Genomic DNA, 13,556 nt, shown 5'->3' with positions numbered 1-13,556 from the left:
CGATCTCCCACAGCCCGTCCGGAACAATCCAACTCCACGTACCCCGCCCCATAACCAAGCCCAACGACCCAGCTCCACATAGGACACGGTCTAAGGAGGCAGCACTCGAAGTCGAAAACCGCATGCTGCTGGAACAGAACGCCGCCCTGCAACGGACCCTTCACGAGATCCAGAACGAGCTACGCACGTTACGCGCCAACGACCTGGGTGCCCGCCTCCGCGACGGCATGAACGCCCCCTCGCCGCGGGACTCGGAGATGGAGGAACTGCGCGCGCAACGAGACGCGGCACTCGCAACCGGCCGTCAAGCAGAGACTGCCATGCAGGCACTCCGTAACGTCAACCAGTGGCTGATGGTCGAGAACAGCCGGCTGATCGCCGCGGATACTGCAGAGCCAATGAACAATCAATAAATGCCTGTCAGGCACGCTTCGCTGCGGGCTACTTACCTCCCACGCGCCTGTCGCTCTCTCGCACCCAAGGTAATGCTGACAGCGTGGACGAGGTCCGGTTCACGGACATCGAGCACCTGGAGTTTGACCTGTAGCAGCACCCGACGGATGTTCCAGAACGTCGACCCCGCCCACCACCTGCGCGGCACCGTCGCCTACCTGCTGGAACAGCGTCACGCCGACTACGCCCTGTCGGCCAAGGGCACCGAGCGTTCCCACGGTCGGATCATCCGCTCGTCGGTCTGGACCGCCCCGCCACCTGATCAACTGACTTTGACGCCACCCTGGGGGCACATGGCCGAATTCCGCGATTCGGCAATTCATTCGGGACGGCGGATGGCGAAGTGGAGCGGGCGGCGGGCTCGGTCGTCTTCAAATGCGCTGACCGAATCGATTCTCCGAACTGCCCTTCGGTTAGATGTCCGCTTTCGGTGGCCCGTAAAATAGCTGAATCCCCACACATAAAAGCACTTTTGACGGGTGAGAGGTGCCCATTTCCGGGTTCCTGGTCGGTGTTTTCCAGACGTAATGGCCGGATGACTGTGCCCTGCGCACGTTCCGTATTGATGTTTCCGTGGCCCTCGCCTACTTTATTTTCCGTAACGGTACAGAGGCCCCGAATTTCCTCGAGCGCCTCACCCAACCGTGTCCACAGGCGGGGGTCACCCATGGCGCTGACGGTCGACGAACTGGTTGCACTGTTCCCGACGGGGGGTGCCGGTACGTTCGAGCTCGACACCGGGCGGCTCGGGCTGACCGGCGAGGCCGAGTCCCTGGAACACCTGCCCAGCGGCATTCTGACCCTCACTGAGGCGACTGCCGACAGCGCCGCTCTGACAGTGACCGGCAAAGTCACTCTGGCCGGTGAGGAGATGCCAGCCAGCGCCCGGTTCTTCGCCACTGGCACGGCGGTCAACGCGCTGCTCTTCGAGGCGAGCCCGGCGACCTGGCTGCTCCAAACCGCCGTCGCCCGCGTCGACCTGTCCGGGCTGTCCGGTGGCCGGTCACTGCGGGTCCTGCTGGCCGCCGGACAGGCTGCGGCCGCGGCCGGACGGTGCCCCGGCACCGGGCCCTGGGTGGGCTTCCAGCTCGGCGGGGCGGTCGCCGACCCGCTGGAGTTCCGCGCCGAACTGCGCAAGGAGTCCATCGGCACGGCCCAGCCCCTCGACGGACCGCCGCTGCTGATCACCCCGCTGCTCGAAGCCCTCGGCGAGTACGGCGTCGAACTGCCCGGACCGCTGGTCGACTGGCTGGAGCGGGTCCAGCTGCACCAGCACCCGATGGGCAAGATGGACAACCTGATGGTCACCGCCGAAGCGCCGGTGGACCACGGCACCGGTGCGAACCCAGTGGAACTGCTGGTGCTGCGGACCACGGCGCTCGGCCGCACCGGCCAGGACGGCAAACCCAAGGCCACCACCGTCGCCATGGTCCGGGTCCGCACGGACTGGGACGGTTCCGGGCTGCCGGTGGTCGGACCCATGATCGGCAACGGACTGCTGTCCCTGCCCGCGCTCCAGATCATGTACGTCTCCGAGAACCTCAGCGCCGAAGACGTCATCAAGATCAACCGGGTCGTCACGGAGTACAACCTCGGCCCGCTCCAGCAGTTGCCGGTGGTGAACGCGGCGGCAGGGGTTCCGCTGGGCAAGAAGGTGAGTGCGGCGGTCTACCTCGCGGTCATGGGCAATCCGACGCCGGCACTGGTGATCACCGTCCCGCCCAAGTTCGGACCGGATCCGGAGAGCCCGGAGAAGCCGAAGCTCGAATACGAGTTTGTGATCGGCAAGCAGTTCGGGCCGGTCTACCTCTCGTCGATCGTATTCCGCTACGACTTCAAAAAAGGCCTGCTGATCGAGCTCCAGGGCCAGGTCACGATCGGTTCTCTCACCTGGCAGGTCGCCGGACTCGGCTTCTACGTCGGCATGAGCGGCGGCTTCCCGCTGCTGCCCTTCCTGCACGGCATGAACATCGAAGCCACCGCCGCCGACGGGCTCATCGGCCTCAAGGGCGGCCTGCTCAACAAGACACCCGACGACCCCACCCTCGACTTCGAACTCGCCGGACTGATTCTCATCCAGGCGATGGCGGTCGAACTCGGCGCCCAGGCCGTGTGGGCACGCAGCATCGAAGGCTGGCACTCAGTCTTCATCTACGGTGAGATCTCCCTCCTCGGCGGCGCCTCAGTCTTCGGCCCGCCTCCCTTCACCGTCACCGGCTTCTCCGCCGGATTCGGGATCAACAGCTCCTTCAAGAAGGTCCCCACCGGCGCCGAGATCGCCGAATTCCCTCTGGTGGCACGGCTGGACGCGGCCCAAGCCCTGCCCGGCCTGCCGGCCCCGACGCCGTACACCCCCGAGGACGCGCTCAAGGCCCTGACCGGACCCACCGGCTGGATCCGCCCCACCGAGGGCCAGTACTGGATCGCCGCCGGAGTGAAGTTCACCAGCTTCGGCTTCATCGAGACCAAAGCCCTCGCCGTCATCGAATTCGGCGACTCCGTCAAGGCCATGCTGCTCGGCCGCACCTCCGTCAGCCTGCCGCGCACCCTCAACCCGAACGCCCGGGCCATCGCCAAGGTGAACATCGGCCTGAGCCTCGGCTTCAACTCCGCCGAGCACTGCCTGTCCATGGACGTGGCTCTGCTGCCCGGCAGCTATGTGCTCGATCCGTCGATCGAACTCACCGGTGGCATTGCCGTCTACGTCTGGACCGGCGGAGGCCGCGCCGGGGACTTCGCCATCAGCCTCGGCGGCTACCACCCCGACTACAACGTCCCCGCCCACTACCCCCGGCCCAAGCGCCTCGGGTTCGTGTGGTCCCCGGCCAGCGACATCACCGTGCGGGCCGAGGCCTACGCCGCGATCACCCCCGCCGCGTTCATGTTCGGCGGGCGCCTGGCCGCCGTCTACGACAAGGGCATCTTCTCCGCGTGGTTCACCGCACACCTCGACGTGCTGGTCCAGTGGAAACCCTTCTACCTCGATGTCCGGCTCGGCATCAGCATCGGCGTCGCGGCCACCATCAAGGTCTGGTTCGTCCGGGTCCGCATCTCCGTCGAGGTCGGCATCGACCTCCACCTGTGGCTGCCGCCCTTCGGGGGCCGGGCCACCGTCAAACTCTGGTTCATCTCCTTCAGCTTCGGCTTCGGCTCCTCCCGCGACAACACCCCCACCGTGGACTGGCCCGAGTTCCGCACCCAGATCCCCGCGCCCGCCCGGGTCATCCCCAACGAGGGCCTGCTCGCCGACGCCGACCAGGGTGAGATCGCCCGGCGTGCGGCCGCCAAGGAACCGACCCTCGTCTCCTCGGCCGGATTCACCTTCACCACCGAAGCCGGCATCCCCGCCTCGCACCTGTACATCAACGAACGGCTGATCAAGCAGTCCGACGAGGGGACCATCGACATCCGCCCCATGCGGAAGACCGGTGTCACCTCCGCCCACCGGGTCACCATCACCAAGGACGGCACGCCCTTCCACCCCACCGACCATCACTGGGTGGTCAAGCCGGTCACCGGCACGGTCGCCCCCGGCCTGTGGGGCAAGCCCCTGGCCAAACCCGGTGATGCGCTCGACGGCGACCAGCTGCTCGAAAACCGCCTCACCGGACTGAGGATCACCCTCCCCAAGCCGGACTACGGCACCGACACCGGGCCCGTCACCTCACAGGCGCTTTCGTACGAAGGACTACCGGACGGTCGCATGCCCCTGCGCGTGTCCGACCCCGCCGGGCCCGAGCCGCGGGCCGACGACCAGAGCGTCCGGACCATCGTCAGCACCGTCGCCGCCCCCATCGTCACGGCCCGCCGCACCGCCGTTCTCAGCACCCTGGTCAGGCTCGGCTCGGGACCCGGCGCCGATACCGACAGTCCGCTCACCGGCTACGCCGCACTCGCCGGCCGCAGCCTGACCACCCCGCCCCTGACCACCACCGCGACGAGGTGACCGGCCGTGACCGCTGAACCGGATCTGCGCATCCACTTCCTCGACCACCTGATCCCGCGTGCCACCCCCGGCGACTACCGGGTCGTGGTCAAGAACACCCTCAGCGACCCCGGCGGCGAACTGGACGCCCAGGACAAGCTGCTCCCGTCCGAGGAGACCTTCGAGATCAAGGCCGTCCGCTTCGTGCTCAGCGAAGCGTCCGTCCACGCCCACTACCCGCCGCGCGAGAGCACCGGCGCCTACACCAGGACCCTGCCGCACATCACCCTCAGCCGGTCGATCCTGCCCTGGGAACGCAACCTCGCCGGAACCCGCGCCGAGCAGCCCCCGGCCCGCCCGCCCTGGCTCGCCCTGCTCGTCTTCGGCGAGAACGAACTGCCCGACGACCCCGCCGCGTCCGGGGACACCGTGCTGCGCACCGTCGAGGAGCTCCGCAACCCTGCAGAGGCGGGGGTCAAGGGCCCGGACCTGCCGTCCGGCGGCGTCGACGAGGCCGAGGCCCGGAGCAAGTGCCAGACCATCGACGTCCCGGCGGACCTCTTCAACGCGGTCGCCCCGCGCGACGACGAGATGTACTACCTCGCCCACGTCCGCAAGGTCGTGGACGCGAACAAGACCCGGGCCGACGGCGAAGTCCTCGAAGAAGGGGAGTACGCGGTCGTCAACGCCAACCGCTTCCCCCACAAACCCGGTAACTACGCCGTCCACCTCGTCTCCCTCGAAGGCTTCGAGGGCCGTCTGTCCGGCACCCTGCCCGGCGGCACCACGGCCGTCCGCCTGTGCTCGCTGCACAGCTGGAGCTTCACCAGCAGCGAAGGGCCCGCCGCAGACCCCGGAGCGCTGCTGGAGAACCTCCTCGCCCCGGGCGCCGAGAAGCCCGAAGAGCTCGCCCTGCGCCTGCCGGTGACCGCACCGGTCACCGACGACCCCGAGGACGCCTACGTCCGCGACCGCCTTGCCCGCGGCTACACCGCCGTCCCGCAGCTGACCCTCTCGGGTGAACGCACCTTCGCCTGGTACCGCGGCCCGGCCACCCCGGTCACCGCCTTTGACGTGCCCACCGAGCACAGCCCCGGCCCGCACACCACCTCCGACCACGCGCTCATCTACGAGCCCGAGCACGGAATCTTCGACGTCAGCTATGCCGTCGCCTGGACTCTCGGTCGCACCATCGGCCTGGCCGACCCCGAATACACCACCGCCATCGGCCGGGCCCGCCGCGAACTCGCCAACCGGGCGACGACACTGATGGCGCTGGCCGGAGATCCGGCGCGCGCCTCGGTCGACCCGGATGCCCCGCCCGCCCTCGGCGCGCTGCGCGAACTCGCCTCCGCAGGCTTCCGCGAGCGGCTCAGCACCGGGCTCAAGAGCCCCCAGCTCCCGGACGACGCCGGACGCAGGACACCGCAGCTGAGAGTGACACGTACACAGTCAAGGTCCGTGCTCGCGGAAGAACGCGCTGTCTCCCTGCTGCAAACCACCGCGGAACGCAACGCCGAGGCCATCGCCGCCTGGCAGGCCCGCCTCGGCCTGCTCCAGGGCGTGCCGTTTCACCACCTCGTGCCCGACCCGCGCATGCTGCCCCTGGAATCCCTGCGGATGTTCCGCCTCGACCAGGGCTGGCTGGACGCGCTCGTCGCCGGAGCCGCCGACGTCGGCGTGCACACCTCCGTCGACAGCCGCCTCGCCCCCGAACTCAACCGGGCCACCGCCCGGTCGGGCAGCGCTAAGCGGGCCGCCGGCGGGCTGCTCATCCACTCCGAACTCATTCCCGCCTGGCCGGACATCCAGGTCAACGCCTACCTCAAGGACGGCACCGTCCTCACCGAACTGCGCCGCGCCAAACCGGACAAGAGGATCCTGCTCGTCTTCTGGGACGGCGTCCCCGACAAGGTCGTCATCCGCGAACCGGGACAGGGCATCCACTACGGCATCGACGCCGGGAACCGCCTCGGCCTGCGCAGCCTGGCCGCCGACCCGCCGATCGGCACCCCGCTGGAGACCTACTACCCGGCCACCGGCAGCCTCTTCGACCTCCACCTGCGCTCCGACCCGGACACCGGACCCGCGGTGCTTCAGATGTTCGGCACCGGCGGCCTGGTGCCCGCCCTGGCCCGGGAGTTCGGGCTCACCGACCTGGACCCCGGACAACTGGCCCTGGAACTCGTCAACGCCCCGCTGGAACAGGAAATCCTCAGCCCCACCGGCACCGCTGCCCGGACGGAGACCGCCTGATGAGCGCCACGGACCTGATCGTCCCCGTCAAGGTGAACGCCCTTGTCGTCAACCGGCTGACCCGCACCGCCGAGACGTTCAACCGGTGGACGCCGAACTTCGACGCCATGATCGAGGAGGGCTCGGGCGCGGAGCCGCCCCCCGGCGTCGGCACCGAGACCATGGGCCCGGACAGCGAAGGCGTCTACGTCCAGTGGCAGTTGCCCGAGGCGCTGGCCAACGGGCACTACGACCAGGCGACGGGGGAGACGACCTTCCCCTTCGTCCCCAACCGCTGGCTGGTCGTGCGCTACAGCACCACAGCGGCAGCGGCGGACCGCAAGGCCGTCGGGTGGATCGTGCAGAGCGACTACCTGGAGAGCCGCCCGGTCCAGGACGCCGACGGCAACGACATCTACGGCACCAACAAGCACCCGAACCCCGATTCGCCGGAGGGCGCTCCGCTGGAACTGACCTTCCTCGGCCGCCGCCACGACCTCACCCAGGCGCCGTGGACCGAACCGCCCGCCCAGAAGCCGCACCTGACCGCGGCCGGGCCCGGACTGCCCGGCTTCGCGGCCTACCAGCCGTACAACAAAGACGTGTTCTCCATCCACGACACCCTCGAAGACCTCAAGGGCGGCCTGGACAACTACCCGCCCGACGCGACGCTGAGCTACTTCGTCGTCGGCTGGTACAGCGACGACGCACTCGACTACCTCAACCGCGCCGCGTCGGTGCCCGGCCTGCTCCCGCCGGACGCGAGCGGGACGGCCGACCTCCTCGAAGCTCTCGGCTGGGACACCCCCGAAGGCACCGCCGCCGACGCCCTGGACCGCACCCTCTACAGCGGCTCGGCGCTGGGAGTCGACTGGCAGCGCGAAGGCGCCACCTATGAGTCCGACAAACCGAGCAACATCGAGCTCAGCAAGATCCTCACGCTGGGCAGCAGCAGTGCCGAAGCCCTCGGCCGGCTGGCCGCCCGCCAGACCCGGTCCGCGCGCACCGGGGACCTCGTACGCTCCCTCTTCCACGGCACCCTCGAAACACTCGACACCGCCGACGGCGAAGAGGACCTCGACACCCTCACCCATCACTCCTGGTTCTCCGGCTCCGACGGCGGCCATGTGTGGAAGGTGACCGCGCGCCCCGTCGAAGGCGACGACGAGCTGCCGCCCCCGCCGCCGGAACCCGGGTGGCTGACCGAACTCAACGATGTCCAACGGCAGTACGACGACCTCACACCCAGGCTCCGCCGCTCTCAGCAGCGCCTGTGGAACATCTGGTGGCTGCGCAACAAGCCGGTTCCCCCGTTCACCCCTGAGCACCCCGCAGGGTTCGACGCCGTAGCTGATGTCCAGCTCAACGAGAGCGATGCGACGAGTCTGGCCGGGCGGACCAAGGCGTTGCTCGACGAACAGTTCGTGCTGTTGAGGCAACTGCCCACCGGCGGCACCCCGGAAGAACTCGCGGCCGATATCGGGAAGTACGCGACGGAGCGCGGACTCGACCCGCGCTACCAGCTGGAGCGCACCGCCCGCGAGTCCTACTACCGCCCCGCGGACCCGGTCGTGCTCATCAAGGACACCGGCGCCAAGGAACCCCTCACCCGGGACACCCCGCTGCCCTGCCGCCTCCCCGAGGCCCTGATCACCCGGATCACCGTCGGCGGCACGACCTACGACCGGCCCACCACCCTGCCCAGCCCGGGACTGGCCGGACTCCCCGACGCCTGCACCCCGCTGCTCGCCGAGTTCGCCCTCCTGGACCAGGTGGCCCGGGTCCCCGGCGCTCTCGACGCGGCTCTCAAGGACCCTACCGCCGTCGCCGGACCCGTCCCCGAGCACACCGCGCCGTGGCGGCAGCCCTGGCTGCCCATGCACCTCGAATACGAACTGAAGTACTGCCCCACGCCCTTCCAGGCCGGCGACACCACCTACTGGACCTTCAACGGCAGCCGCTACGAATGGTCCGGCCGGGGAGCCCAGCCCGGCGGCGGCGAAGCGAACTTGCGCTGGCTCACCTTCAAGAACCGGGCGTTCCTCACCCCGAGCGCGCCGTTCGTCCTGCAGAAGCAGATCGACCGCTACCTCGACACCTACTCCGGCGCTCCCACCGAAGGCCTGCTCGCCCTGCGCGAGGAACTCGGCGACCCCGGAATGCTCTCCCAGCGCCTCGACGGCTTCCACGACTGGCTCGTCCAGCAGGACGGCACCGCCAGGACCACCGTGCACGTCCCCGAGGCCGTCGCCAGGCTCGTCGGCGACATCCAGAGCGTCCCGGAAGGCGGCCCGCTCGAACCGCCCGCCGACGACCCCGGAACACCGTTCCAGCCGGTCCGCGCCGGCCAGTTCGCCTTTCACGACCTGCGCATCGTCGACCGCTTCGGACGCACCTACGACATCGTCAACAGCGGCAACTACGAACAGGTCTCCCTCACCCTCGCGGAGAGCGTTGCCCCTGACAGTGTCCTGCACGAGGACCTCATCGGCACGGCCCGCTTCGTCCAGCTCGGTCCGCGTCTCCTCCAGGGCGCCCGCGTCCGGCTGGAGACCGTACGCGCCGTGGACGGACAGCGGCTCTCGCCGATGGCCCGCGCGGCCACGACGGAAAACCCCCTGGCCGGCTGGCTGCTGCTCAACCATCTCGACCAGACCCTCGTCGTCCACGGTCCCGACGGCGTCTGTCTCGGCGAACTCCGCGTCGTCAAGGACATCGACGGCGCGGACGACAGCGTGTGGCTACCGCTCCCCGGCTCGCCCCATCCCGACGTCGACGCCCAGGAGTTCGAGGACGCCATGCCGCACCTGGCCCGGTTCGTCCGCACCCTGAAGGACAAACCCGCCGCCGCACTCACCGGTCTGCTCGACACCATCGACCAGACCCTCGACACCATCCTCGACGACGCGGCCCAGGAGGACGGCTCTCCGCTGCGGCTCATCGGCCGCCCGCTCGCACTGGTGCGCGCCGATCTGGGCGTCGAGCTCGAAGGGCCGCTGCTGAGCAACCCGAGCTGGGACCAGGTGCTGGGCGAGTCGGAGGAGGAGTACGACGGCTACCGCTGGCCGGTCCGGCTCGGCAACGAGAAGCGGCTCGGCGACGGCCTCGTCGGATACTTCGCCGGGGCGACCGGGCCCGACCAGGAGACTTCGTACGAGCTCTTCCACGCGGTCATGCCGCAGGGCGGCGGGGGCTATCTGACCCCGATCGACAAAGGCCACGGCCTGGCCGTGCCCGCGCGCACCCCGGACCAGCCGGTGAAGCACCACCTGACGCTGCTGATGGATCCGTACGCGGCGGTGCATGCCACCACGGACATCCTCCCGGTGACCAAGGTCCAGCTGCCCGACGACCTGGTGTCCGAGGCGATGCGGCGGATCCGGGCGTCTTTCCGGCTCGGCCCGCTGCTGGCGGCCGAGCGGGTCGACAAGGCCGAGGAAGCCCGGCGGGCGCGGGCGGGAGAGGAGCCGACGGAGGCAGGTGTGGTGCTGCCGCAGCCCGCGTCGTGGCACGGAGCGTGGAGTTGGGCCGAGCCGCGCGGGTCGGAGACCGAGTGGGTGGAGCTGCCGATCGTGCCGGCTGATTCCGCGGTGCACTTCGGGGATCCGCAGGCGGAGGCCCGGTATGGATACCTGCTGCTCGACGCGACCGAGACGTCCTGAACCTCCGTTAACAGAAGGGCTGTTGCATGAGCGTTGTCATGGTGAACGCCACCAACCTGCTGCCGTACGAACCGTCGACCGACCCCAAGCCGTTGCGGGTGAGCTCCGCCGAGGAAACCGAATACGGCTCCGTCAACATCAATGTCGGCGGTGGCATCACCACGTCGGCCTGGTGCAACAAAATCACCGTCCGGGTGCCGGTCGGCGCGGGGGCCGAGCACCTCACCACCGAAGGCGCCGACATCAAGACCGGCGCCAGCACCGGCTGGACGCCCTCCGCCCCCGCCGTCTCCGGCGGCTTCGCGGTCATCACCTTCACCCCGGCCCGCGCGGTGCAGTTCACCGGGCAGATCGTCACCCTCACCCTGTCCAACATCGCAGTCAACCGCACGGCGGGTCAGGTCTCCATCGCGATCGTCGAGAGTTCGTCAAGGACGAACGGGAGCTTCACCAACAAGGACGCCGCGGTCGAGGTGGACAAGTTCCCGGCCGGGTTCGTGTTCCGGAATTTCGCGCCCGAGAAGATCATGGTGGAGAACGGTGAGGTCGCCGTGCTCCGCTGGGAGGGCTCGGACGCGAAGTACACGATGCACTGGGGCGACACCCCCGCCGGAGTACTCCTCGACAAGGAACGTGTCTGGCCCACCCCGCGCGGCCTGACCACCGTCACCGGCTTCATGCTCCGCGCCGAGGTCACAACCGGCGGCGTCACCCTCACCCACACCCTCACCACGGCGGTCACCGTACGCATTCCTGACCTCGTCGTCAGGAACCTCACCGTCCAGGGCCCGGCCACATTCGCCGACAGCGTCAGCCTCAGCAACACCGCCAAGGACCTGACGGTCGCCGGATCGGTGCGCGGCGCGGGCAGCAACCCGCTGCGGGTCAGCCAGAACGCGGGCCTGAAGGTCGACGCGGTCCTGAACGTCACCGGGGCGAGCACCTTCAACGGCGACGTGACTGCCAACGGCTCTGTCACCGCTGTCGGGGCCGGGAAGGTCGTCCGGATCGCCGACCTCCGCGGCCCGTACGGCGAACCGCTCAAAATCAACAGCCACGTCAACGTCTTGCCCGGCAACAACGTCACCATCACCGACAATCTCACCGCCAACGGCAATATCAATGCCGGAGGGAATCGGGTGCTCCGGGCGGGCGACACGCTCCGCTTCGTGGGCTTGTCGAGCAGGTACCTTACGGAAGATTACGACTATGGCGGCGAGACTGTGGCGGTCAGCACTTTTAGGACCCTCTACAGAAATGCCAACTGGAGGGCACAGCATATCTCCTCTGCCAGCTCGTTTAGTGAGGAGCCGGAGGGAATGCAGGAGCCGGAAGACCTCGCGCAGGATGAGCGGACCGTCACCCCAGACCCGGAACTCTGACCCGGCCGCCGGGGGGGCGGCGCAGCTCACGCATTGGCCCCGGTCACCATCAGTTCTGACCGTCTTCAACGACAAGCTGTACTCCGTCTACCGGGACGCCGCCGACGTCATCACCCTGACCACCTACAACGGCGAGAACTGGTCTCAGCCCGTCGGTATCCGCGGTCCAGCAAACCAACTGGTGCGGGGGGTGGGGACCCCGGCTATCAGCCGCCACGGGTCCCAACGGATCGTGATTTGGAACGACCAGGAGGTTCCGGACGCGCTCGGCGCACAAGTCCTCGATCCCGCCACCGGCAAGCTCCAGGGCAAGCTGTAGTCCGGAAAACTGAGACCGTGTCTGCAGTGGAATACAGGGGACGGATCTGGCCGTTCCGCAAAACCCGCAACAACGAAGTCCGGATCACCAGCTGCGACGTCAACAACATGCAGCCATGGGGCGGACGAACACGACGTAACGGGCCCCACCGACCTGCCGTCCTCGGTGAGCGTCGCCACGCCGGGCGCATTCCGCGAAGCACAGCAGTACATGTTCTGCGCCTGGGGCAACTCCGTACGGCACGGAACTGCCTGACCGGGCCAGGAAAGAGGCCATACCGGCCGGGAACGTGCGCCCCCTATACGCCTGCACCCGCCCCCTCGCGTACCGACCAGTTCCGGGGCGCGGATCCGGGCGGCTCAGCCGGCCCTGTGTCGGGCCTGAGTGACCTGTGACTGGGTGGTGGACCGCAGGGTCGCCCCGCGCTGAGACCACAGCCGCGCGTACGTGTCCCGCCTAGTGCAGCCGGTCGCGCTGATCGACGCCAGTGCGGCCGGTGCGTCCGCTGGGCGACGGCGGCGTCCAGGAAGCAGGTGTTCACAGTTTCCGCGCAAAACTACCCGCCGAGCGGCGAGTGGTCGACGCGAGTCGACCATGAACCGCTGACGCATGCCAGCGGCCAGTGAGAGAAGCGACCGAACGCGGAAGCGCGGCGACATCTGGCCAACAAAATTGTTGACAATCTTGTTGGACTAGATTTACGTTCGACAGGCACTCACTCAGGGAGGGCACATGCCGGAACAAGCCCGTCCAGGCACCGGAGAGCAGGCCAGGCAGCACGCGTTGGTGCGGCTGAGGCAGGCGATTCTGCGCGGCGAGATGGCACCGGCCCAGCGGCTGGTGGAGAACGAACTCGCCGAGCAGTTCGGTGTGACGCGGGCCAGCGTCCGGGCGGCGCTGATCGAGCTGGAGTCGGAGGGACTGGTCGAACGGATCCGCAACCGGGGTTCGCGGGTACGGGTGGTGACGGTCGACGAAGCGGTGGCCATCACCGAGTGCCGGATGGCTCTCGAAGGGCTGTGCGCGGCCAAGGCGGCCGTCGCGGCCGACGAGGACCAGCTCGCCCAACTCACCGACCTCGGCGCGGCGATGACGAAGGCCGTCGCCGACGGCGAGCCGGTGACCTACTCCGACCTGAACCACGAACTGCACGCCCGGATTCGGGAGTTCTCCGGCCAGCAGGTGGCCGTGGGGCTGCTGGAGCGGCTCAACGCCCAACTGGTGCGCCACCGTTTCCAGCTCGCGCTGCGACCGGGGCGTCCGCAGAAGTCCCTGAGCGAACACCTGGCCATGATCGACGCGATCAGGGCCCGGGATCCGCAGGCGGCTGAAGAGGCCGTCCGCGCCCACCTCTCCGGTGTGATCGACGCCTTGCGCGAGTGACACCGCCGGGGTGGGCCGACCGGCCTGTCCAGCAAGGAGATTGAGCCATGACGCACGGAACGGCGCCCACGGCCGTCCGCTCGGCGCCGGGGGGGGGGGGGGGGGGGGGGGGGGGGGGGAGGGGGGGGGGGGGGGGGGGGGGGGAGGGGGGGGGGGGGGAGGGATGGGACCCCCGAGGCGTTGGGGCTGGTGGGTTG

The 13,556-nt window shown here is 68.9% G+C and carries 8 protein-coding genes; all 8 read left to right on the top strand.

The annotated features are described in order from the left end of the window. Nucleotides 1-122: 122 nt before the first annotated feature. Entirely contained in the window at nt 123-413 is a 291-nt protein-coding gene (locus AC069T_RS35560) for a hypothetical protein (RefSeq protein ID WP_478786669.1), read from the top strand. Nucleotides 414-560: 147 nt separating this feature from the next. Then, nucleotides 561-899 (top strand): hypothetical protein, encoded by a 339-nt coding sequence (locus AC069T_RS35555; protein WP_478786668.1) that lies wholly within the window; start codon nt 561-563, stop codon nt 897-899. 221 nt (nt 900-1,120) lie between these two features. Next, a complete protein-coding gene (locus AC069T_RS35550) occupies nt 1,121-4,399 on the top strand; it encodes a DUF6603 domain-containing protein (protein WP_478786667.1) in 3,279 nt (1,092 codons plus the stop codon). A gap of 6 nt (nt 4,400-4,405) precedes the next feature. Next, nucleotides 4,406-6,634 carry a hypothetical protein gene (locus tag AC069T_RS35545; protein WP_478786666.1) on the top strand — a complete coding sequence of 743 codons (2,229 nt, stop codon included), beginning with the start codon at nt 4,406-4,408 and terminating at the stop codon, nt 6,632-6,634. Then, on the top strand, nt 6,634-10,275 hold the full coding sequence (locus tag AC069T_RS35540) for a hypothetical protein (RefSeq protein WP_478786665.1): 3,642 nt from the start codon (nt 6,634-6,636) through the stop codon (nt 10,273-10,275). Before AC069T_RS35545 ends, AC069T_RS35540 begins: the two co-directional genes overlap by 1 nt. A 98-nt stretch (nt 10,276-10,373) precedes the next feature. After that, nucleotides 10,374-11,657 carry a hypothetical protein gene (locus AC069T_RS35535; RefSeq protein ID WP_478786664.1) on the top strand — a complete coding sequence of 428 codons (1,284 nt, stop codon included), beginning with the start codon at nt 10,374-10,376 and terminating at the stop codon, nt 11,655-11,657. Continuing rightward, nucleotides 11,623-11,976: a hypothetical protein gene (locus AC069T_RS35530; protein ID WP_478786663.1), complete on the top strand. Its 354-nt coding sequence runs from the start codon at nt 11,623-11,625 to the stop codon at nt 11,974-11,976. Before AC069T_RS35535 ends, AC069T_RS35530 begins: the two co-directional genes overlap by 35 nt. 732 nt (nt 11,977-12,708) lie before the next feature. Continuing rightward, nucleotides 12,709-13,359, top strand: a complete 651-nt coding sequence (locus AC069T_RS35525; protein ID WP_478786662.1) for a GntR family transcriptional regulator — start codon at nt 12,709-12,711, stop codon at nt 13,357-13,359. Nucleotides 13,360-13,556: the final 197 nt, after the last annotated feature.

Source organism: Streptomyces sp. NPDC043867 (assembly GCF_056435845.1).
The sequence above is the reverse complement of the archived record's forward strand: the minus strand, read 5'-3'. Positions and strand labels throughout refer to the sequence as shown.